Raw genomic sequence first — 21,127 nt, forward strand, 5'->3', positions numbered from 1 at the left:
CTGGCGTTGATTTTTGGCACGCTGTTGAGTTCTCAAGGAACGGACGCTTCCTTCGTACTCACCCTCTCGGGCTTTCCTCCGGGCAGTTTCCCTTCAGTCTTGCGTTTCCGACTCTATCAGGGTTTTTCCGGCCCTCTGACCACTCTTTCGCAGGCATGCGAAAGGAGATCCAGAGATGGGATCTGACAAGTTGGATGCTGCTCGGGAAGCGCGCTTGATCGCCTCGCTCCCCCTCAGGCAGGAGTACGACTGTACACGCGGCCCCAGAGACGCTGCAAATCGACTAGGCTAGTGGTCTAGACCACGGATCGGGATCTCTCGTGCGGAACAGGTACTTCATATGACATACCCTGCTGCAGAGTGCGCCTTCGTGGACAGGCAGTGACGGCCCATGTACATCTCCACCCCTGGGAGGCTCCCCATGACCACCGTGATGTCCCCTCTTGCAGGTCGCGCCATCGGACTGGCCGCTGTGCCGGATCCGGTCTTCTCGGGGGCCATGGTCGGCCCCGGAACGGCGATCGACCCCGTGCGTGAGCCTTCCGAGGCCGTCGCCCCCGTGGACGGAGTCATCGTCTCCCTCCACCCTCACGCGTTCGTCGTCGTCGACTCCGAGGGGCACGGCGTGCTCACCCATCTCGGCATCGACACCGTGCAGCTCAACGGCGAGGGCTTCGAGGTCCTCGTGAACAAGGGCGACACCGTGACGCGCGGGCAGAGCATCGTGCGCTGGAACCCGGACGCGGTGGAGAAGGCCGGCAAGTCGCCGGTCTGCCCGGTCGTCGCGCTCGAAGCGTCCGCCGACTCACTCCGCGAACTCCGCGAGGACGGCGACGTGAAGTCCGGCGACGTTCTCTTTTCCTGGCAGTGACACCGCCGTCCTCATGACGAAGGCGCGCAGGACAACCACCGCGGCGGCGGGGCCCGCCGCACTAACGGAGACGGGTGAGATGGAGACAACGCTGCGAGGCGTCGGCGTGAGTCACGGTGTGGCGATCGGCGAGGTTCGGCACATGGGTACGGCGGTGCTCGAACCGCCCGCGAAGCAGATACCCGCGGAGGATGCGGCGCGCGAACAGGGGCGCGCCCGCAAGGCCGTGGAAGCTGTCGCAGCCGACCTGACGGCGCGGGGCAATCTGGCCGGAGGCGAAGCCCAGGCGGTGCTCGAGGCCCAGGCCATGATGGCTCAGGACCCCGAGCTGATGGTCGACGTGGATCGGCGTATCGCCGTCGGCAGTACCGCCGAGCGCGGTGTGTACGACGCTTTCGCCGCCTACCGCGAACTGCTCGCGGGGGCCGGGGAGTATCTCGCCGGGCGTGTGGCCGACCTGGATGACGTGCGGAATCGTATCGTCGCCCGGCTGCTGGGCGTCCCCATGCCGGGGGTGCCGGACAGCGACGAGCCGTATGTATTGGTCGCGAGGGACCTGGCGCCCGCCGACACGGCGCTCCTGGACCCGACCCTGGTGCTCGGCTTCGTGACCGAGGAGGGCGGCCCGACGAGTCACAGCGCGATCCTCGCCCGCGCTCTGGGAGTGCCGGCTGTCGTGGCCCTGCCGGGCGCAGGTGAACTGGCCGAGGGCACGATGATCGCGGTCGACGGCAGCACCGGCGAGATCTTCGTGAACCCGAGCCAGGAGAAGAAGGCGGAGCTCGAGTCGGCCGCCGCCGCGCGCAGGGCCGCACTGGCCGCTTCGACCGGGCCGGGCGCCACCGCCGACGGGCACAGGGTGCCGCTGCTGGCGAACGTCGGCGGGCCGGCGGACGTCTCGGCCGCCGTCGAGGCCGGCGCGGAGGGCGTGGGGCTCTTCCGCACCGAGTTCCTCTTCCTCGACGACAGCAAGAACGCGCCGACGGAGGAGAAGCAGGTCGAGGCCTACCGTCAGGTGCTGGAGGCCTTTCCCGAGGGTCGCGTCGTCGTGCGGGTGCTGGACGCCGGTGCGGACAAGCCGCTGGACTTCCTGACTCCGGCCGACGAGCCCAACCCGGCGCTGGGCGTGCGCGGGCTGCGGACGCTCCTGGACCACCCGGACGTCCTGCGGACCCAGCTGACGGCGCTGGCGAAGGCCGCCGACGGGCTGCCGGTCTACCTCGAGGTGATGGCTCCGATGGTCGCGGACCGCGCAGACGCGAAGGCGTTCGCGGACGCCTGCCGGGAGGCGGGGCTCCGCGCGAAGTTCGGCGCGATGGTCGAGATTCCGTCGGCCGCGCTGCGCGCTCGCTCGATTCTGCAGGAGGTGGAGTTCCTGTCGCTGGGCACGAACGACCTCGCTCAGTACACCTTCGCCGCCGACCGGCAGGTGGGCGCGGTGTCGCGTCTGCAGGACCCGTGGCAGCCGGCGCTGCTCGACCTCGTCGCGCTGTCCGCCGACGCGGCCAGGGCCGAGGGCAAGAGCTGCGGTGTCTGCGGTGAGGCCGCGGCTGATCCGTTGCTGGCGTGTGTGCTGACGGGTCTGGGGGTCACCTCCCTCTCCATGGGGTCGGCGTCGATTCCCTATGTGCGGGCCGCGCTGGCGAAGTACACGATGGCGCAGTGCGAGCGTGCCGCGGCGGCCGCGCGAGCGGCGGACAGCGCCGAGGAGGCCCGGCAGGCGGCGCAGGGCGTGCTGTCCGGCGAGTAGCGGGCGAGCGGCCGGCTCGGGTCAAGGGTCTGTCGGGTGAGCAGGGGCGCTCCGCCTTCGGGTGGAGCGCCCCTGTCGTGTGAGGCCCGTCGTCAGTGGTGGTGGCCCGGTGTGGGGCCTTCCGTGCCGAGGGCCGGTGGGAAGCAGTAGTCCACGCCGGACTCGGGTGAGATGAGTTCGCCCGACTCGACGTCGGTGCAGTAGGCGTCGAAGACCTCCCCGGCGGTCAGCGGTTCGAGCCCGTCCCCGCGCACGCGCCATCCGTAGATCTGGTCGGAGGCTCCGGGGGCGGTGGTCCGCATGACCAGGCCGCCCGGGCCCTGGGTGGCGAGGCCGAGGGCGAGGACGGTGGTGAACTCGAGTGCTTCGGCCTCGTCGAACCGTGTGGGGCCGCCCGCTTCTTCGTCCGCGTGGAGGACGGCCACGAGCGTTTCGGGCGATGCCGTGACGCTGCAGACGAGGTGTCGGTCGCCGGGTGGGGCGGTGTCGAGGATGCGGGCGACGAGGGCCGACGCCCGGGTGAATGCAGCGCGGCCGATGTCCTCGCCGCAGGTGGCGCAGGCTCCGAGGCGGGCCAGCAGGGTGGCCGCGTACTCCCAGGTCGCCCGGCGGACGGCTTCGTCGACGAGCGCCGGGACGAGGTCGGCGAGGGGCTGTCCCTCGTAGGGGATGGTGGGACCGGTGGTCGCGAGTTCCGCGGTGAAGCGGGTGCGGTGGGCGGGGATGTCGGGGTCGAGTCCCCTGTCGGCGCAGTACTCGGCGTATTCCTGGGGGTCGAAGAGGGCCACGGTGGTGTGGGCGCCCTGCAGTGCGCGTGTCTTCAGCAGGTCCTCCACCTGCTGGAGATAAGTGACGTGATCGTCGAAGGTGAAGGTGCGGTAGTGCCGCATGGCCCGGAAGTCGTGTTCGTCGGTGAGCAGGCCGATGGTGCCGGCGATCTCACGGCGCAGGACGCGCCGCATGGCCTGGTGGTCGGTGTATGCCATGTTCTCCCCCGGTGTGCATGGTCGATCAATGCTCACTCACAGTAACCGAGGGCACTGACAGTGACCTTTGCGCCGGGGCGACACCGGACGCTTCCCGAGCCGAAGGTGCAGGTCGGGGCGCTGTGCGAAGGGCGGGGGTCTCGCGGGGAGGGTGGCCGTGCGGGGTGATCCGGCCGGTGCGGTGGCCGCGTCGGGCGGGCGCCGCACCGGTCGGGTTCAGGACCGCTTGCGGGCGAGGTCCTCGTAGAAGTGGAGCAGGTCGAGGTTGTCGATGGAGCCGGGGTTGACGGCCTTCTCCAAGGGGGTGCCCTGCAGGAGGCGCTTGACCGGGACCTCGATGCGTTTGCCGGTGAGGGTGTGCGGCACACCCGGGACCTCGATCACCTCGTCCGGGACGTGGCGCGGCGAGAGCTGCTCTCGGATGGACTGCTTGATGCGGCTGAGGAGGGCCTCGTCGAGGGCGGCTCCCGGGGCGAGGTGGACGAAGAGGGGCATCCAGTAGCCGCCGTCGGGCTGCTCGATGCCGATGACCAGGGATTCCTTGATCTCGGGTAGGCGTTCGACGACCTCGTAGATGTCGGCGGAGCCCATGCGCACGCCCTGGCGGTTGAGCGTGGAGTCGGAGCGGCCGTGGATGACGACGGAGCCGCGCGAGGTGATGGTGATCCAGTCGCCGTGGCGCCAGACGCCGGGATAGGTGTCGAAGTAGCTGTCGTGGTAGCGGCTGCCGTCGGGGTCGTTCCAGAAGCGGACCGGCATCGAGGGCATGGGGTTGGTGACGACGAGTTCGCCGACCTCGTCGATCACGGGGCGACCGTCCGGGTCCCAGGACTGCAGGTCGGTGCCGAGGCCCGGCGCCTGGAGTTCGCCGGTGTGGACGGGCAGCGTCGGCACGGCACCGGCGAAGCAGGAGCACACGTCGGTGCCGCCGCTGACAGAGGCGATCCAGAGGTCGTCGCGCACTTCGTCGTGCAGCCACCGAAAGCCGTCGGGCGGCAGGGGGGAGCCCGTGGTGGCGACGCACTGGACCTTGGAGAGGTCGAAGTCCCGCGCGGGGTGCACTTCCGCTTTGCGGCAGGCCATGACGTAGGCGGCGGAGGTGCCGTAGAGGGTGGCGCCCGTGCGTTCGGCGATGCGCCACTGGGCGCCGGTGTCGGGATGGCCAGGGCTGCCGTCGTACAGGACGATCGTCGTGCCGGTCAGGAGGCCGGACACGAGGAAGTTCCACATCATCCAGCCGGTCGAGGTGTACCAGAAGAAGCGGTCGTCGGGGCCCAGGTCGCAGTGCAGGCCGAGCTGTTTGAGGTGCTCGACCAGAATGCCGCCCTGGGACTGGACGATGGCTTTGGGGAGTCCGGTCGTGCCGGACGAGTAGAGCACCCACAGGGGATGGTCGAAGGGGACCTGCTCGAAGACGGGTTCCTCGTCGGCGGCGGTCAGGGCCGCCCAGTCCAGGGCGCCCTGGGGCGCCTCCGTGCCCAGCACGGGGATGTGGACCACCGCGCGCAGGGTGGGGAGTTCGGAGCGCAGTTCGGCGACGACGTCGCGGCGGTCGTGCTCCTTGCCGCCGTAGCGGTAGCCGTCGACGGTGAACAGGACGACGGGTTCGACCTGCTGGAACCGGTCGAGGACGCTGCGGGCTCCGAAGTCGGGGGCGCAGGAGGTCCAGACTCCCCCGACGGCGGCCGTGGCGAGAAGGGCCACCACGGCCTGCGGGACGTTCGGGAGGTAGCCGCTGACGCGGTCCCCGGGGCGGACGCCGAGGGCCCGGAGCTCGCCGGCCAGAGAGCCGACCTGGCGGCGCAGCTCGGACCAGGTGACGGGTGTCGGCTCGTGGGTCTCGTCGACGTACAGCAGGGCCGGTTCGGCCGGGCGGGTGGCGGCCGCGCGCAGGGCGTGCTCGGCGTAGTTCAGCGTCGCGCCGGGGAACCAGCGGGCGCCGGGCATGGAGCGGTCGCCGAGCACGCGCGCGCAGGGCGTGGAGAACCGTACGTCGAACCATTCGGTGACAGCCGTCCAGAACGTCTCCAGCTCGTCGACCGACCAGCGGTGCAGGGCCGGATATCCGCCCTGGGACGGGGCTCCGTGCCGGTCGGCCGCCCAGGTCTGGAACTTCGTGATCTGGGCCCGGGCGATGCGCCCGGGATCTGGCCGCCACAGCGGCTCGGGGTTCACGGTCGACATGGGGCGGCTCCCGGACTCGGCGCGTCGTGTGCGTCACCCGCGCACGAGCTGGGGTGGTGCGCGTGACGCGGCTGACACGGACGATGCCATGTGATCGACTTCAGCACCAGGGTGGACTCCACACAGTCCGTGTCGCGCAGATGTGCTCCGGCCACGGATGAACGGAAGTTGAACGACCCGCGCGTGCAGCGCGGTCAGTGACAGGGTGAACAGCATGGACGGTCGTGACCTGGTGCGCTCGATGAAGGCGGTCGGCTCCTCGGGAGCCGTCCAGGGGTTGCGCACGGTCCGGGCAGCGTGGCGCAGGAGGCGTGTCGACGCGGCCGCCCTGCCGGGGCGGGGGCCCGAGCGGGCGCGGGTGCCGGGTCCGGTGCTGGAGGCGGAGCCGGGGCCCGGAGGGGGGACGCTGCGGTTCGCCCGCTCGCTGCTGAGGATCCACGTCGCCGTGAACGGGGCCGTCTTCTGGGGCTGGGACGGCGCGGAGCCGGAGCCGTCGTACGCGCTGGCCGACCGCTGTCCGGAGCCGGACCCGCGGGCGGTGCTCGAGCCGGACACGGACGGGGGCTGGCGGGTCGTCGCCGAACGGGTCACCGTCGTGGTCTCGCGGCACGGCGCCGTCGAGGTGCGCACGCCGGGGGGCGTGCGGTTGCGCCGGGATCTGCCGCCCCGGTGGTGGGAGCCGCTGGACGGCGGCCCGGGGCACTGGCTGCAGCGTTCGGAGGTGGCGGCGGACGCTCGGTTCTTCGGACTCGGCGCCAGGGCTTCCGGACCGCGGCTGGGAGACGGGTCGTACCGGCTGTGGAACACGGACCGCGGTCGTGCGTTCGATCGCGGCGCCGATCCGCTCCACCTCACCATGCCGGTGCACCTGGTGGTGGCCGACGCCGCCACGCATCTGGTCTTCCACGACACGTCGTGGGACGGGACGGTGACGCTGCGGGAGGGCGCGGAAGGGGCGGGGTCCGGACACGACCGGCCCGGCGCCTGCGAGGTGCGGATGGACGGGGGGCCGCTGCGCTGCTGGGTGATCGTGGGGACCCCCGCGCGCGTGCTCCTCGCCTGGGCGGCGCTCACGGGTCCGCCGGCGGTGCCGCCCGCGTGGGCGCTCGGTCACCATCACGCCCGATGGGGGCGGGGCGGCGAGCAGGAGCTGCGCGAGGTCGTGGCGGGCTTTCGCGCGCACGGGCTGCCGCTCGACGCCGTGCATCTCGGCATCGACCACGCGGACGAGAACCGGGTCTTCACGGTCGACCAGGACCGCTTCCCGAAACTTCCGGTGCTCGCCGAGGAGTTGCGCGAGGACGGGGTACGCCTGGTGTCGGTCGTCGCTCCGGCGGTCCGGGCGGAGGCGGGCAGCGCGGTGTACGACGCCGGGGTCGCCGAGGACGCGTTCGTGCGGGAGCCGTCGGGGCGTCTCGTCGAGGGTGTCGTGGGGCCCGGGGAGTCGGTGTTCCCCGATTTCACGCACGCGCGGGTGCGTCGATGGTGGGGAGGTCTCTACGCCGAGCGTCTGGGGCAGGGCTTCGCCGGTTTCTGGCACGCCATGGACGAGCCGACGTCGTCGGCGGTGTTCGGGGGGTCGGTGCTGCCCCGGTCGGCCCGGCACTCTCTGGAGGGGCGCGGCGGTGATCATCGCGAGGCGCACAACGTGTACGACCTGTGCATGGCCCGGGCGGCCTACGAGGGGCTGCGGCAGCTGGTTCCGGACGAGCGGCCCCTCGTCCTGTCGCGGTCGGGCTGGGCGGGCCTGCAGCGGTACGGCGGCGTCTGGTCCGGGGATGTCGCAGCGGGCTGGCCGGGTCTGCGGGCCTCGCTGTCCCTGGTGATGGGGCTCGGACTGTGCGGCGTGCCGTACTCGGGGACGGACGTGGGCGGCGCCGGCGGTGGTTCGTCGCCCGAGCTGTACCTCCGTCGACTGCAGCTGGGCGCCTATATGCCGCTGTTCCGCACCCAGACGCATCCGGGGGCGGGGCTGCGGGAGCCCTGGGAGCTGGGTCCGGAGGTGTTGGAGCACGCACGCGTGGCGCTCCTCGAGCGCCGGCGGTTGCTGCCGTACTTCGTGACGCTCGCGCATCAGGCCGGGCGTACCGGTGCTCCTTATGTGCGCCCCGTGTGGTGGGGGTCGCCGGGGAACCGGCCGTTGCGGGACTGCGAGGACGCCTTCCTGCTGGGCGACAGCCTTCTCGTCGCGCCCGTGCTCGCACCGGGCGTCGACCGCCGGCCGGTGCAGCTGCCGAGGGGGCACTGGTACGACACGGCGACGGGGCGGGTCTACCGGGGGCCGGGGCGCGTGCAGGTGGAGGCTCCGCTGTCGCGCATTCCGGTGCTCGCGCGCGCGGGAGCGATCGTGCCGGTGCGGGGGGACGGCGGGGAGCTTGAGCTGGAGGTGTGGGCGCCGACCCGTGGGCGGACGGGCGGCGGCCTGGTGGTGCGGGATCCGGGCGACGGCTGGCGAGAGCCGGAGGTCGAGCGGTACGTCGCCCGCTGGGAGGGTTCTCGGGTGGTCGTCGAGAGGGAGGGCGAGGACGGCGTGCACGCACCGTCCTGCCCGGTGCGGGTACGCGGGCTCGACTGACGGCGACCCGGACGGACGTCAGATGTAGCGGCCCTCGAAGAACGCCCGTACGGCCAGCGTGTGCAGGGGGAACGCCAGCTCCTCCGCCCGGCGCAGGAGGTGCCAGCCCTCGGTCTCGTCCGTCGCGGCGGACGCGGGCAGCCGGTCGGCGGGCCGCTCGGGGAGGAGCCCGAACAGCAGCAGATGGCCGCCGGGGGAGCTCATGGCGTCGGCCAGCCGCACGTCACGGGGCGCGGCGTCGATGCCGGTCTCCTCCCTGAGCTCGCGCGCGACGGCCTGCCGCCAGTCCTCACGGTCGTCGATGAAGCCGCCGGGCAGGGCGATGCCCCCGCGCGCGGGAGCGATGGTTCGGGTGATGACGACCAGGGCGGTGCCCTTCGCGTCGTACACGGGCTGGAGCGCGACGGCCACCGGCAGCGGGTTGCGGTAGGCCACGGCGCTGCAGGCCGGGCAGGTTCGGGGCCAGCCGGTGACGCCCTCCCCGTAGGGCGCTCCACAGCTCGAACAGTGGGAGTCGCGCGCGGAGTTCGCGGTGGAGTGCAGAGTTTCGGACACGCGGCGGAGCGTATCCGATCTTGCGGAGGCGGTGTACGGCGGTCGGCCGCTCGAGGTCCATGAGGACGGGGACGGTGGGAGCCGGGACCCCTGAAGTCCGCGTCCTGCCTTGTCCCTGCCCAATGACGGGTGACCGTGGCACAATCTGACGATCCGTCAGACTCCGCGTCCGGGAGGCATTCTTGTCACGTGCACGCACGCCCGTCGTCGCCGGGTGGTTCACCGGGGAGGGAGACGGCTTCAGACTGCTCGGGACGCGCTGCGCGGCGTGCCGGTCGGTCTTCTTCCCCCGCGAGGACACGTACTGCCGTAACCCTGGCTGCCCCGGCGGCGCACTGGAGGAGGTCCCGCTGTCGCGGCGCGGTCGCGTCTGGTCGTACACGGACAGCCGGTACCGGCCGCCGTCACCGTACGTGACCGATCCGGAACTTCCGTGGGAGCCGTACGCGTTGATCGCTGTGGAGCTGGAGTCCGAGCGGATCGTGGTGCTGGGACAGGCGGTTCCCGGGATCACCGTCGCCGAGCTGACGGTGGGCATGGAGGTGGAGGTCGTCCCAGGGGTGCTCGACGAGGCCCCGGAGACGACCTGGACGACCTGGTGGTGGCGGCCCACGGGGGTGGCGGGATGAGGGCGGACGTGGCAGTGCTGGGCGTGGGGATGCATCCGTGGGGGAAGTGGGGGCGCGGCTTCGTCGAGTACGGCGTGAAGGCGGCCCGTGCGGCCCTCGCGGACGCGAAGGTGGACTGGCCGGAGATCGGCTCGATCGTGGGCGCGGACACGGTGCGGGGCGGGTATCCGGGGTACGTGGCCGGGGCCACGTTCGCCAGGGCCCTGGGGTGGCAGGGAGCCAAGGTCACCAGTGTGTACGCGGCCTGCGCGTCGGGGGCCCAGGCGATCGACACCGCGCGGGCGCAGATCCTCGCCGGCATGGCGGACGTGGTGCTCGTGGTGGGCGCCGACGCCGCGCCCAAGGGGTTCTTCCGGCCCGCGGGAGGAGACCGTCAGGACGACCCGGACTGGCTGCGGTTCCGCGTGCTCGGGGCGACCAACCCGGCGTACTTCGGGCTGTACGCGCGTCGGCGGATGGCGGTGCACGGGGACACCCTGGAGGACTTCGCGCAGGTCAAGGTGAAGAACGCGGCCATGGGGGCGTTGAATCCGAACGCGCGCTACCGGCAACGGGTCACGGCGGACGAGGTGGCCGCCTCCGCCGTGGTCTGCGATCCGCTGCGGTTGCTGGACATCTGCGCGACCTCGGACGGCGGAGCCGCGCTGGTGCTGTCCAGCATGGAGTTCGCCCGGCGCCGGGGGGCGCCCGACCCGGTGCGCATCAGGGCCGTGTCCACCGTGACGCCTCGGTATCCCCGGACGGTGCTGGATCTGCCGGACATCGCGACCGACTCGGCGGCGGGGGTCGAACCGGCCGGTGAGCCCTTCCGGGCGTCGATCGCCCGAGCCGCCTACGAGGAGGCGGGCCTGGGCCCTGAGGACCTGTCGCTGGCCGAGGTGTACGACCTCTCCACCGCACTGGAACTGCAGTGGTACGAGGATCTGGGGCTGTGCGGGGGCGGTGAGGCCGCGAAGCTGCTGCGGGAGGGCGCGACCTCCCCGGGCGGCCGCATACCGGTGAACATGAGCGGAGGGCTGGCCTCCTTCGGGGAGGCCGTGCCGGCGCAGGCGATCGCCCAGGTGTGCGAGGTGACCCGGCAGTTGCGGGGGGAGGCCGGCGATCGCCAGGTCGCGGGCGCCCGTGTCGCCCTCACCGCGAACCAGGGGCTGTTCGGCCACGGTTCGGCGGTGGTCGCGGTGCGGTGAGGAGCGGTGAGGGCGGCCGCGCGACGCCGGTGCCGGGGACGTGCCGGAGCTGCCTGCGAGGCCACGGGGCGTGGAGGCTTCGTCACGCGGTGCGGGTGGTAGGCGGTCTGGTGGGCGGGCCGGTCGGCGGGATCTCAGGTGGTGACGGTCTGGCGGCGTTCGGCGCCGAAGTCCATGGCGTGCTGGACGACGCCGACCAGCACGTCCCGGACCGACCTGCGGTCGCGGGCGTCGCAGAGCACCACCGGGACATCCTCGTCGAGGTCGAGGGCCCCGCGCACCTCCTGCTCGGGATAACGGGCGGAGCCTTCGAAGCAGTTGACGGCGACGAGGAAGGGAATCGAGCGCCGCTCGAAGTAGTCCACGGCGGCGAAGCAGTCCCCCAGCCGACGGGTGTCGGCGAGCACGACCGCGCCGAGCGCCCCCTCGGAGAGCTCGTCCCACATGAACCAGAAGCGCTCCTGGCCGGGTGTCCCGAACAGGTAGAGCACCAGGTCCTCGCGGAGCGTGATGCGCCCGAAGTCCATGGCCACGGTGGTGGTGTGCTTGCCCTCGACGCCGGTGGTGTCGTCGACCGGGCGGCCCGCCTCGGTGAGGTACTCCTCCGTGCGCAGCGGCTTGATCTCGCTGACGGCGCCGACGAGGGTGGTCTTCCCCACGCCGAAGCCGCCCGCCACCAGGATCTTGAGCGTGACGGGCTCGACCGGCCTGCCGCGCTCAGAACGCCCGAGGATCATCGATTGCTTCTCCTGCTCGATGGCTTGACTGGGAGGTGCTCCGCGGGGCCGGGCTCGAGGGGTGCGGGGCGCGGCCCGGTCCGCGCCCCGGCGTGGGCGGTCGCCGGCCGGTCACGTCGTCGTCCACGTTCCACTTCGGTGCTGCTCACAGCGCTCGGAGGCCGTTGATCACGTCGCGCAGAATACTCTCGTCCGGCAGTTCGGCCGGCGGCACCGGCCGGTTCACATGGACGAACTCGGCGTCCACGAGGTCGCCGACGAGGACCCGCACCACGCCGATGGGCAGATTGAGTTCGGCGGCCAGTTCGGCGACCGACTGCGGCGCCTCCCTGCACAGGTCCACGATGTGCACGTGCTCGGGGGACAGTGAGGGGTCCGCGTCCGCGTCGTCGGCATGAGGCTCGACGACGACGAGCGCGATCAGGTCGAGGCGGTGCTGGACCGCGCTGGTCGTCCGACCGCGCGTCATGGCGTACGGACGCACGACCGGTCCGGCCTCGTCGTCGAACCAGTGACTTGTTCCCTGGCCGTCTGTGCTCATGCCCTCTCACTACCCGCCCGAGGGCAGATCGGTGCGCGGCGTGGTGGCCAGATGTACGCCCACCCGCTTGACCAGCAACGTCATCTCGTACGCCACGAGGCCCACGTCCGAGTCGGCGTCCGCGAGGACGGCGAGGCAGCTGCCGTCGCCGGCCGCCGTGACGAACAGGAAGGCCTCGTCGAGCTCGACGACGGTCTGGCGGACGTTGCCGGCCTCGAAGTGGCGGCCGACGCCCTTGGCGAGGCTGTGGAATCCGGAGGCGACGGCGGCCAGGTGCTCGCCGTCCTCCCGTGACAGGTCCTTGGACACCCCTGTCGCCAGGCCGTCCCCGGAGAGGACGACCGCCTTGCGGATGCCGGCGACCCGGTCGACGAGTTCGTCGAGGAGCCAGTTGAGCTCGCCGTTGTGGGTGGTCTGGTCGGTCGCCTTCGGTGCGGTCATCGACCGTCCCCCTTTGTCGTTCCTCGTGGTGCTGTGCCGCTGTGGGCGTCGTCGCCCGCGGCGTTCTCTACGCGGCCGCGCTGCCAGCCGCGCTGGAGCGAGGCCATGCGGCTGCGGACCTCGTCGGCGTCGCGGTCGGCGGGATCGGCCGGTTTCGGCGCCTGGGGCGCCTGGCTCTGCCTCAGCTGCGGCGCCAGGTTCGCCTGCCGCACCCGCCGGGGCAGTGCTCCGGCGCTCGGGACGGCGGCGCCTGGGACGCCGGCGTCGCCCGTCGGCGCTCCGGACGGGTCCGGGCTTGCGGCGAGGCCGTCGAAGCCGCCTTCGGATGCCGACGGCTGACGGACCCGGCGCGGCAGCCCGGGCGGCTGGGAAGACTGTGCCGGGCCTCGACCCGGGTGCTCCGGCAGGGCGGGGCGCTCGGGTGTGCCGCCGGTGCGGGGGATCTGGGCCGTCGTGCCGCGGCGGCGGGACGGCAGGGGCGCCGGCCCCTCGTCCGTACGGCGGCGCGAGACCGGCCGCACCGGGGGCTCGGCGTCGGCGCGCAGCGACCGCGATTCCGTGACCGGACGGCCGTGCGAGCTGACCAGCTTGGGCGTGTGACGGCCGGGCAGCGGCGCAACCGGCGCTGCGGGGTCGTCGGCGGGCTTCGCCGGGTCGCCGAGGCCGGCGCCGGGCGCGCGGGAGTGGTCGACGGCGCGGGCCGCGGGGTCGTCGTCACGGGTGAGCGAGCGGCGGGGGCGGAACAGCCCGCCGTGGTCGTCGTCCTCGTCCTCGAGGGCTGCGGGGAAGCCGCCGAGGGCGTTCAGGTCGACGGGCGCCTCCAGTTCGACGGGGCCGTCGAGCACCGAGACCGGCATGCCGGGGAGCTGCGCCGCGGCCGGGGAGAGCGCGGGCCTTCGGGACTCGGCCGGCTCCGCCTCCTTCGGGGGCCGGGGGCGGTCGAGCCGGAAGCCGATGCCGTTGGTGTCGGGGACGTCGTCGGTCAGCAGCGCGTCGGGGATGAAGACGACGGCGGTCGTCCCGCCGTACGGAGAGGGCTGCAGGGAGACGCGGACGTTCTGCCGTTGGGCGAGCCGGCTGACCACGAACAGTCCGAGGCGGTCGGTGTCGGACAGCTCGAACTCCGGCGTCTCGGCGAGCCGGAGGTTGGCCTCCAGGAGCGCTTCGGGCGCCATGCCGAGGCCACGGTCGTGGATCTCGAGGGTGAAGCCGTTGGCGACCCGGTCTCCGAACACCTGGACGGCGGTGTGCGGCGGGGAGAACACCGTGGCGTTCTCCAGGAGTTCGGCCACCAGGTGCGTGAGGTCGGCGACGGCCGGGCCGGTCGCGGCGAGGCGCGGCAGGCGGCGGACCTCGATGCGCTCGTAGTCCTCGACCTCGGCGACCGCCGCGCGCACGATGTCCATGAGCTGGACGGGCTTGCGCCACTGCCGGGAGGGGGCCGCGCCGGAGAGGATGACCAGGCCCTCGGCGTGTCGGCGCATGCGGGTGGTGAGGTGGTCGAGGCGGAAGAGGTCGGCGAGCTCCTCCGTGTCCTCGGTGCGGCGCTCCATGGTGTCGAGCAGGGTGAGCTGCTTGTGCAGCAGCACCTGACTGCGGCGGGCGAGGTTGACGAACACCTCGGAGACCCCGGAGCGCAGCTCGGCCTGTTTGACGGCGGCCTCGACGGCGGCGCGCTGCAGCGTGTTGAGGGCCTGGCCGACCTCGCCCATCTCGTTCTTGTCGTACTCCAGCCGCGGCACCTCGGTCTCGACGTCGACCTGCTCGCCCGCCGACAGCCGGCGCATCACGCTGGGCAGTCGCACGCCCGACGCCTCGTGGGCGTCCAGGCGCAGCTGGCGCAGGTCGCGGATGAGGCCGCGACCGATGCGCACGGACAGGACGAGGGAGACGAGCAGCGCGATCAGCCCGAAGACGCCCGCGACGACCGCCTTGACGATGACCTCGATCGCCACCGGCCGCACGCGGTCCTGGTAGCGGTCGTTGGCCTGCTCGTCCAGGGTGCCGAGTTCGGCGAGGACGTTTCCGGCCGCGGTGTCCCAGTTGCGGGCGCTGACACCGCGGGGCAGGTCGCCTGACGTGCCGCCGATGACGGCCTGCTCGGCCGTGCGCAGCGTGGCGGTGGTGGCGTTCTTCCAGAAGACGTCGTAGCGCTGGCTCTCCGCGGTGGGCAGCTGCGCGAGGTTGATCTCGTAGATCACCTCGCGCTGGGCCACGAGGTCGGAGACCTCGCGGATCTCCTCGCGGCGGAGCCGGCCCACGACCAGGGCGGAACCGAGCAGCGCGTCCTCCCGGGAGAGCAGTTCACGCGCGCGGGCGACGCTGACCAGGGCGCGGTACTGCTTGTCCATCTCCACGCTGTCGACCACGTCCAGCTTGGACAGCAGGGTGTAACAGGGGTCGATCAGCTGGGTGTAGAGGTTCAGCGCCTGGGCGCGTGTGACGGTGCGTTCCTCGACGCTCCGCCGCAGCGAGTCGATGCCGTCGAACCCGTCCAGCACCACGGTGAGGCCCTCGCCGTCGTCCTGGTCCAGGACGTCGCGTACGTCGGGGTCCTGCGCGTTCCTGCGGATCTCGGCGAGCGCCTCGTCGGTGGCGGTCCTGGTGCGCCGCAGCGCGGTCAGCGCGTTGGAGGCCCGGGGGTCGGCGAGGTAGACGAGGGTCTGGCGGCGTTCCTGCTGGACGACGCGGACGGTGTCCTCGAGGGGGTAACCGACCTTCTCGACGACGGCCGACACGGTGAACAGACGGCTCGCCTCGCGGCCCGTGAGTACCGTGGCGAAGCCCCAGACGGCGGTCAGGGACACCAGCGGCACGAGAAGCAGCGCCACGATCTTCCGGCGGATCGACTTCCCGCGAAAGCGCATGGCCTCCCCCAGCTCGAACCCCCACCGGTCGGGGGTACGCATGTGCGTCAACAAACGGCGAGAGCCTACTACCGACACACAGTTAACTCGAAGAGGCGTCCGGAACCTGAACTTCCGTACCGAGGCCGAGACATGGCATGTTGTCCGAAAATTACAGGAGATGGCAGCCCTGAATCCCGCGTGTCGGGCCCGGACGGATCCGGTCGACTCCACGCACGAGTTGGCCAGAATTTTTCGCAACGAGGGAACAATCAGGGCACGTCGATCGTCCTTCACGTTGGGAGTTGAGGGCGGAATCGGCCACACGAGCCGTAGGCCGCACCTGGGCGGCGTAAATCAGCGCAAGCCGGGCAGCCACTGGGGAGCCGGGTCTTCGACTCGGAGGCGAGCGGTCTGCTGGCGGTGGGGAGTGACACGGTGATGGGCACGGCGGAGCGGCGTGAGGCGTCCGAGGACGGTGCGGCGGCGGGCAGTACGGCGCTGTGGGACCCGATGGCACCGGACGGCGGCGGCCCGGACGGACAGGTGCGTACGGAGCCGAGGGCTCATACGCCGAGCGCGGGCGGGTCGGCGGGCCGGGGCATCCCGGCGTCCACCGGCGCCGGAGCCCCTGCCGACGACGGAGCCCCGACCGACGGCGGCTCCTTCGCGCGACAAGGGCGGGTCGCCTATCGGCCGTTGTGGGTGGAGGAGCCCGCGAAGCGGCGTCGTATGCCCGACCCGGTGCGCACGGCGGCCGTGCGCGCGGTGCTCGTCATCGCCGTGACGCTGATTCAGGCGATGGTCGCCTTCCTGTGCACGCTGGCCGGATCCTGGCTGGCCTTCCCCATGGTGATCAGCAGTGTGGTCAGCACCGTGCTGGCCACCTGGGGCGCTCTCGACGTCTGGGTGACCCGCCAGGTGTGGAACCAGCGCAACGGCGTGGTGTCGACGCCGAGCAGCACCGCGCGTGCCCTGCGACGCGAGCAGCGCAGGGCACGACGACAGGTACGGGCCGCCGAGCGGACGCAGGAGCGGATACGCAGGCAGGGCGGCGCCGGGCAGCTGTCTCACCCCTGAGGCAGCCACCGGCCGGCCCCGGCCAGGGAGCGCCTGCCCGCGCAGCGCCCTGAGCCGTACGGGTCGGTCAACCGGCGTGCGGTGCGGGCCTTTTGTACATCCGCGTCGCCGTGATCTCGCTGTGCGCCTGCACCGCGTCGCCGTCCGCCGCCGGGGTCTGCTGTGGCAGACCCGGCCGCAGATGCTCCTCGACGCTGATGTACTTCAGGCCCGCCCGCAGGTCGGCGTCATTGCGCAGACGGATGACCAGGGGGAACTCCGCGAGGGCCGTGGTGTCGAACAGGCCGGTGGTGTACAGGAGCTGTACGCCGAGCGCGTCGGAGACCGCCCTCTGCAGTTCCAGCAGGTAGGTCGCGTTGGCCCGCCCGATGGGATTGTCGAGGAACAGCGTGCCGGCGTGCCGATGCTTGTCCCTGCCCCTGTCGTTGCTCCTCAGGGCCGCCATCGTGCAGTACAGGGCGATGGCGGCGGTGAGCAGCTGCCCGCCGGAGAACACGTCGCCCATCTGTCCGACGGGGACGCGCTCCGCCCGCAGGACCGCGTCCGGCTTGAGGATCTCGACGGCGACGCCCCTGGGCTGCAGGGCCGCGCCGACCCCGCGCAGCAGCAACGACATGCCGTCGCGGCGCAGATCGGAGTTCTTCTTCACCGCCGCGCGGGTGGCCTCGTCGATGACCTCGCCGAGCCGTTCGACGAGGGTCGCCTGGTCGGGCTCCTCGAAGCGGATGCGCAGGAACTCCTGTCCGGACCACTCGCCGAGCCCCTCGGGCAGCCGGGAGAGCCGCTGGGCCGAGCGCAACGTGGCGAGTGCGGACTCGACGAGCCCCCTCAGACGGTCGACGATCGAGTCCCGGTTGCGCTCCAGTTGCGCCAGTTCGTCCGTCAGGACGCGCAGCCGGGGAGCGAAGGCGTCCGCCCACTTCTGCGCGTGCTCCGGCAGCGCGGAGGCGGGGAGTTCGCGGATCTGCTGGCGCGCGGGGGTGCGCACCTGCTCGTAGCGTGTGGAGTTGGCGTGCCGGACGAGCACGTCGCTCGCCTCGCGCACGGACGACTCCGCGGCGGAGAGGTCGGCGGCGCAGCCGCGCAGCGAGCGGCGGGCCTCGGCGGCCGACCTGCGCGCCTCCTCCAGGACGCCGGGGTAGGGCTCCGTCTCCTCCTGCTCCTCCTCCGGGGTGTGTTCGCGCAGCAGGTCGCGGAGCATCGCGGCGGTCTCGTCGAAGCCGCCGGCCGCGTCCTCGGCGGCGCGGTGGGCGGCCAGGAGTTCGGCGTGCGCCTCGCGTGACTGCTCCAAGGCCTCGGCGCGGGCGGAGAGTTCGGCGGTGGCGGTGCGCAGCAGCGCCTGGGCGTGCTCGGCGTCGCGGGGCTGGAGCTCCTCGGCCAGCTCGGTGTGCGCCTCGCCGTCCTCGGGTGCGAGCCGCTCGTGTTCGCCGCGCAGTCGGCCGAGTTGCTCGCTGGCGGTGGACATCCGGGTCTCCAGGAGCTGCACCAGCTCCTCCGCGCGTGCGGCGGCGGCCTGCCGGGAGGGTCCGTCGGAGCCGTCGGGCGACTGGAGCAGCTGTTCGGCGCGGGTGCGGACCTTGTTGCTGAGCCGGTCCAGCTCGGTGCGGGCGGCGCTCTCGTCGCTCTCCGCCCGGGCCTGTTCGGCGCGCAGGTCGGCGCCGACGCCGACCTTCTCGTACAGCAGGGACGCGGCCCGGTAGGCCTCGCGCAGCGCGGGCAGGGAGGCCGTGGGCGCGGCTGCCCCGTCCTGCGGGACGTCGTCGGGGGCGCCGGCGATCTCGGCGCGCTCGGCGCGCAGCGCACGCGCGGTGCGACGGGCGTCGTCCGCGGCCCGCTGGGCGCCGCGCCGGTCCTCGTCGGCGGCTCGGGCGCGCTCCAGGCAGGACTGGGCGCGGGCCTCCGACTCGGCTGCCTCGTCGGCGAGTTCGCGCACCTTGACCTGCCAGCCGGCGCGTTCGCGCAGCCGGAAGGCGAGTCCGGCGAGGGCGTCGGCTGCCCGCCTGGCCCGCTGCGCGGCCTCCTGGTGCTCGTCGCGGGCCTGGGCGGCCTCGGCGGCGCTCTCCTCGGTCTCCGCGCGCACGCTGCGCGCCTCTGCCAGCTCGGCCTCGGACTCCTCGGCGAAGGCGGCCGCCTCCGTGGCGGCCCGGGCCAGCTCGGCTAGCCGCCCCGCCGGACAGCCGGCCCGCCAGGACGCGAGGCGCGCGGACAGCTCCCGGTCCTTGGCGAGACGTCCCGCGAGACGGCGGATGGCCTCGTCGCGCTCGGCGGCGCGGGCGCGCAGCGCCTGGCGCTCCTCGTCGGCGGCGTGCTCGTCGTGCATGGCCGGGTTCGGCGGGACGAGGAAGACCTCGCTCCGCAGGCCGCCGTCGGAGTCGACGGGCGGGGTCGGGGCGAGCAGGGCGGCGGCAGTGCCGACGGCCACGGCGGACCGGGGCAGCAGTGCGGCGTCGCCGAGCGCCTCACGCGCGCGTGCGTGCGAGCCGGGGTCGGTGATGATCACGCCGTCGACCAGTTCGGGCCGGGCGGCGAGCACACGGGCGTGGTCGGCGGGGTCGACGGCCTGGGCGAGGTAGCGCCAGCCGGGCAGGGCGGGGATTCCGTGCTCGCCGAGGAACTCGACGGTGGCCAGGACGTCCGGGCCGGGCGGCAGCAGTCCGCCGTCGCCCAGGGCGCCGAGGATGCGTGAGTCGTCGGCGGCGGCGGTCCGCAGTTCGAAGAGCTGCCGTTCCGCGGAGGAGACGGCGTCGTCGAGGAGGTCGCGCAGTTCGTCGGCGCAGCGGTCCAGGTCATCGGGGGTCAGCGCGGAGCCGTCGTCCGGCTCGCCGTCCTGGCGGGGCTGCGGGATCCGGGGGCGTGTTCCGCGGCCCGTCAGCCCGAGCAGTTCCGCGAGGCGTTCCTCGCCGGCCAGGGATTCGGCGAGCCGCCGCTCGGCCTCGTGGGAGCGCCCCGCGCTGGTGGCCGCGTCGGCGGCGCGGGCGGCGGTGAGCTCGGCCCGGGACTCGGCGGAGGCGGCCTCACGCGCGTGTTCGGCGGCGCGGGCCGAGGTCTCGCGGGCGGTGTCCCAGGCGGCGACGGCCGTCTTCTCGGCGTCGCTGGCGGCGAGGGCCGCGCGGGCCGGGTCGGCGTCGGGGGCGCTGTCGTCGAGCCAGCCCGCGCGTACGGCCTCGGCGGTCTCCTGTTCGACCTCGGAGAGCCGCTGGCGCAGGTGTCCCACCTCGCTGCGGGCGCGCTGGGCGTCGGTCGCGGCGGATGTGGCGTCGCGGTGGGCGGACTCACCGACCTCCTGAAGTGCGGCCGAGCGCTCCTCCTCCTCGTTGGCGAGGGTCTCGGCGCCGTCGGCGGCGGCGTGCAGGGCGCGGACGAGGTCGACGGCGGCCCGGGCACGGGCGGCGAGGGCGGGGGCGGCGTCGCGTTCGGCTTCCTGGATCGCGGCGGACACGCGCGCGACGCGGTCGGCGGCGGCCCGGTGGCGCAGCACGGCCTCGGCGGCCTGCCAGGCGGAGTGCAGGGTGCGGGCGTCGGCGAGTTCGCGTTTCTGCGCGGCGGCGGACTTCTCGGCGGCGGCGAGCGCCAGCGACGCGTGCCGGAAGGCGAGTTCGGCGGCGATCAGGGCGCTGCGCTCCCGTGCGCCCTCGGAGTGCGTGACGGCGTACGCGGCGGCCGTGACCCGCTGGGCGAGGTCGCCGGCGCGTGTCTTCTCCCGCACTCCCCGCGCGGACAGCCGGCGAGCGAGCGCGCGGGTGCGCCGCTCGGCCGCGGCGTGGACCTCTCGCGCGCGTGAGCGCGCTCCGGCAGCCTCGACGATCCGCCCGAGCAGGTCGGCCGACCCGGCGGTGAAGTCCCGTTCGGCGATCAGCTCCGCGCGTCGGCCGAGCTTGTTGCCGAAGCCGCTGACCAGGTCGGCGAGCCCGTCGGTGTCGCGTGTGTCGGTGACGGCTCGCAGCAGCAGGTCGGTGAAGTCGGAGTCCTTCTTGACCGCGAAGAGACCGGCGGCCTCGCCCTCGTCGGCGTTCATCTCCCGCTGGTAGCGGAAGAGCTCCGGGTCGAGGCCCAGCTCGCCGAGGTGCTCGATCCAGCGGTCGTGGATCTCCTCCCAGTGCACCTCCAGGTGCGGATAGGCCTTTCCGGCCTCGGTGATCGCGTCCCGGAAGCCCTTCATGGTGCGCCGGCGGCCCTGTGCCCCGGAGGCGCCCTCGACGGGCGGGCGGACGGCGGTGGCCTCGGCGACGGGCAGGTTGTCCAGGCTCAGCCCGGGCCCGGGCCGGAACGAGTACCAGGCCTCCGCGAACTTGCGCGGGTCGTTGGACACCTGCCGCCCGCGCCATTCGCTCGCCTTGCCGACGACCACGCACTCGCCGGTGAGCACGTGCTGCCACTCGAGGGCCACATGTCCGCAGTCGTCGGCGAGCAGGAACTTGCGCAGCACTCCGGAGCTGGCGCCGCCGAGAGTGTTGCGGTGGCCCGGCAGCATCACGGAGAAGATCAGCTTGAGCAGCACGGACTTGCCGCCGCCGTTCTCCAGGAAGAGGACGCCCGCGGGGGCGGGCCGGCGCGGCGGACCGACCGGCTCCTCCTCGAAGAACTCCGCCTGGGTGGGGGCGGGGTCGGGCACGACGTCGCCGACGCCCCGCAGGTCAAGCACGGTGTCGGCGTAGCGCGCACCGGCGGGACCGATCGAGTAGAGGCGGACCCGGGACAGCTCGTACATGGCGGACTCTCGTAAGTCTTCGGCAGAACAGGGGGAT

At 72.9% G+C, this 21,127-nt stretch carries 15 protein-coding genes; 7 read left to right on the top strand and 8 right to left on the bottom strand.

Features of this window, described 5'->3' with window-relative positions:
- From ABT300_RS06220 to ptsP, 3 genes are all read left to right on the top strand, one after another.
- A partial coding sequence (locus ABT300_RS06220; RefSeq protein WP_351672683.1) for a hypothetical protein occupies positions 1-186 on the top strand: 186 nt, incomplete at its 5' end.
- A gap of 235 nt (positions 187-421) precedes the next feature.
- Positions 422-871: a PTS sugar transporter subunit IIA gene (locus tag ABT300_RS06225; RefSeq protein ID WP_351672685.1), complete on the top strand. Its 450-nt coding sequence runs from the start codon at positions 422-424 to the stop codon at positions 869-871.
- Positions 872-950: 79 nt separating this feature from the next.
- Complete coding sequence (gene ptsP / locus ABT300_RS06230) at positions 951-2,621, top strand: phosphoenolpyruvate--protein phosphotransferase (RefSeq protein WP_351672687.1); 1,671 nt, start codon at positions 951-953, stop codon at positions 2,619-2,621.
- 92 nt (positions 2,622-2,713) lie between these two features.
- Here the strand turns inward: ptsP and ABT300_RS06235 are convergent, their stop codons facing one another.
- Both ABT300_RS06235 and ABT300_RS06240 read right to left on the bottom strand, forming a co-directional pair.
- Positions 2,714-3,607, bottom strand: coding sequence for a DUF8829 domain-containing protein (locus ABT300_RS06235; protein WP_351672689.1), 894 nt, complete (start codon positions 3,605-3,607; stop codon positions 2,714-2,716).
- Positions 3,608-3,823: 216 nt separating this feature from the next.
- Positions 3,824-5,791, bottom strand: coding sequence for an acetoacetate--CoA ligase (locus ABT300_RS06240; RefSeq protein WP_351672691.1), 1,968 nt, complete (start codon positions 5,789-5,791; stop codon positions 3,824-3,826).
- Between the two features lie 214 nt (positions 5,792-6,005).
- On the opposite strand from ABT300_RS06240, the gene ABT300_RS06245 reads away from it, so the two are divergent.
- Positions 6,006-8,366 carry a glycoside hydrolase family 31 protein gene (locus ABT300_RS06245; RefSeq protein ID WP_351672692.1) on the top strand — a complete coding sequence of 787 codons (2,361 nt, stop codon included), beginning with the start codon at positions 6,006-6,008 and terminating at the stop codon, positions 8,364-8,366.
- Positions 8,367-8,384: 18 nt separating this feature from the next.
- On the opposite strand, the gene ABT300_RS06250 is transcribed toward ABT300_RS06245, so the two are convergent.
- Positions 8,385-8,921: an NUDIX domain-containing protein gene (locus ABT300_RS06250; RefSeq protein WP_351672694.1), complete on the bottom strand. Its 537-nt coding sequence runs from the start codon at positions 8,919-8,921 to the stop codon at positions 8,385-8,387.
- A gap of 182 nt (positions 8,922-9,103) precedes the next feature.
- Between ABT300_RS06250 and ABT300_RS06255 the strand changes: the two genes are divergently transcribed.
- Positions 9,104-9,550 (top strand): Zn-ribbon domain-containing OB-fold protein, encoded by a 447-nt coding sequence (locus ABT300_RS06255; protein WP_351672696.1) that lies wholly within the window; start codon positions 9,104-9,106, stop codon positions 9,548-9,550.
- A complete protein-coding gene (locus tag ABT300_RS06260; protein WP_351672698.1) occupies positions 9,547-10,737 on the top strand; it encodes a lipid-transfer protein in 1,191 nt (396 codons plus the stop codon). Before ABT300_RS06255 ends, ABT300_RS06260 begins: the two co-directional genes overlap by 4 nt.
- A 134-nt stretch (positions 10,738-10,871) precedes the next feature.
- On the opposite strand, the gene ABT300_RS06265 is transcribed toward ABT300_RS06260, so the two are convergent.
- From ABT300_RS06265 to ABT300_RS06280, 4 genes are all read right to left on the bottom strand, one after another.
- Positions 10,872-11,474 (bottom strand): GTP-binding protein, encoded by a 603-nt coding sequence (locus ABT300_RS06265; protein ID WP_351672700.1) that lies wholly within the window; start codon positions 11,472-11,474, stop codon positions 10,872-10,874.
- Between the two features lie 145 nt (positions 11,475-11,619).
- Positions 11,620-12,015: a DUF742 domain-containing protein gene (locus tag ABT300_RS06270; RefSeq protein ID WP_351672702.1), complete on the bottom strand. Its 396-nt coding sequence runs from the start codon at positions 12,013-12,015 to the stop codon at positions 11,620-11,622.
- A 9-nt stretch (positions 12,016-12,024) separates the two neighbouring features.
- Positions 12,025-12,456, bottom strand: a complete 432-nt coding sequence (locus ABT300_RS06275; RefSeq protein ID WP_351672704.1) for a roadblock/LC7 domain-containing protein — start codon at positions 12,454-12,456, stop codon at positions 12,025-12,027.
- On the bottom strand, positions 12,453-15,323 hold the full coding sequence (locus ABT300_RS06280; protein WP_351672806.1) for a nitrate- and nitrite sensing domain-containing protein: 2,871 nt from the start codon (positions 15,321-15,323) through the stop codon (positions 12,453-12,455). The genes ABT300_RS06275 and ABT300_RS06280 overlap by 4 nt, the downstream gene beginning before the upstream one ends.
- Before the next feature lie 420 nt (positions 15,324-15,743).
- On the opposite strand from ABT300_RS06280, the gene ABT300_RS06285 reads away from it, so the two are divergent.
- Positions 15,744-16,382: a hypothetical protein gene (locus ABT300_RS06285; protein ID WP_351672706.1), complete on the top strand. Its 639-nt coding sequence runs from the start codon at positions 15,744-15,746 to the stop codon at positions 16,380-16,382.
- Positions 16,383-16,449: 67 nt separating this feature from the next.
- Here the strand turns inward: ABT300_RS06285 and ABT300_RS06290 are convergent, their stop codons facing one another.
- Entirely contained in the window at positions 16,450-21,090 is a 4,641-nt protein-coding gene (locus ABT300_RS06290; RefSeq protein ID WP_351672708.1) for a hypothetical protein, read from the bottom strand.
- Positions 21,091-21,127: the final 37 nt, after the last annotated feature.

The sequence above is a fragment of the Streptomyces sp. NPDC001027 genome, assembly GCF_040299045.1.
GTDB lineage: Bacteria > Actinomycetota > Actinomycetes > Streptomycetales > Streptomycetaceae > Streptomyces.

Excerpts from the sequence above, each read along its gene's own strand:
- ABT300_RS06275 (WP_351672704.1), bottom strand. The coding sequence starts at position 12,456 with ATGACCGCACCGAAGGCGACCGACCAGACCACCCACAACGGCGAGCTC.
- ABT300_RS06280 (WP_351672806.1), bottom strand. The coding sequence starts at position 15,323 with ATGCGCTTTCGCGGGAAGTCGATCCGCCGGAAGATCGTGGCGCTGCTT.
- ABT300_RS06235 (WP_351672689.1), bottom strand. The coding sequence starts at position 3,607 with ATGGCATACACCGACCACCAGGCCATGCGGCGCGTCCTGCGCCGTGAG.
- ptsP (WP_351672687.1), top strand. The coding sequence starts at position 951 with ATGGAGACAACGCTGCGAGGCGTCGGCGTGAGTCACGGTGTGGCGATC.
- ABT300_RS06225 (WP_351672685.1), top strand. The coding sequence starts at position 422 with ATGACCACCGTGATGTCCCCTCTTGCAGGTCGCGCCATCGGACTGGCC.
- ABT300_RS06245 (WP_351672692.1), top strand. The coding sequence starts at position 6,006 with ATGGACGGTCGTGACCTGGTGCGCTCGATGAAGGCGGTCGGCTCCTCG.
- ABT300_RS06260 (WP_351672698.1), top strand. The coding sequence starts at position 9,547 with ATGAGGGCGGACGTGGCAGTGCTGGGCGTGGGGATGCATCCGTGGGGG.
- ABT300_RS06270 (WP_351672702.1), bottom strand. The coding sequence starts at position 12,015 with ATGAGCACAGACGGCCAGGGAACAAGTCACTGGTTCGACGACGAGGCC.
- ABT300_RS06290 (WP_351672708.1), bottom strand. The coding sequence starts at position 21,090 with ATGTACGAGCTGTCCCGGGTCCGCCTCTACTCGATCGGTCCCGCCGGT.
- ABT300_RS06265 (WP_351672700.1), bottom strand. The coding sequence starts at position 11,474 with ATGATCCTCGGGCGTTCTGAGCGCGGCAGGCCGGTCGAGCCCGTCACG.
- ABT300_RS06240 (WP_351672691.1), bottom strand. The coding sequence starts at position 5,791 with ATGTCGACCGTGAACCCCGAGCCGCTGTGGCGGCCAGATCCCGGGCGC.
- ABT300_RS06285 (WP_351672706.1), top strand. The coding sequence starts at position 15,744 with ATGGGCACGGCGGAGCGGCGTGAGGCGTCCGAGGACGGTGCGGCGGCG.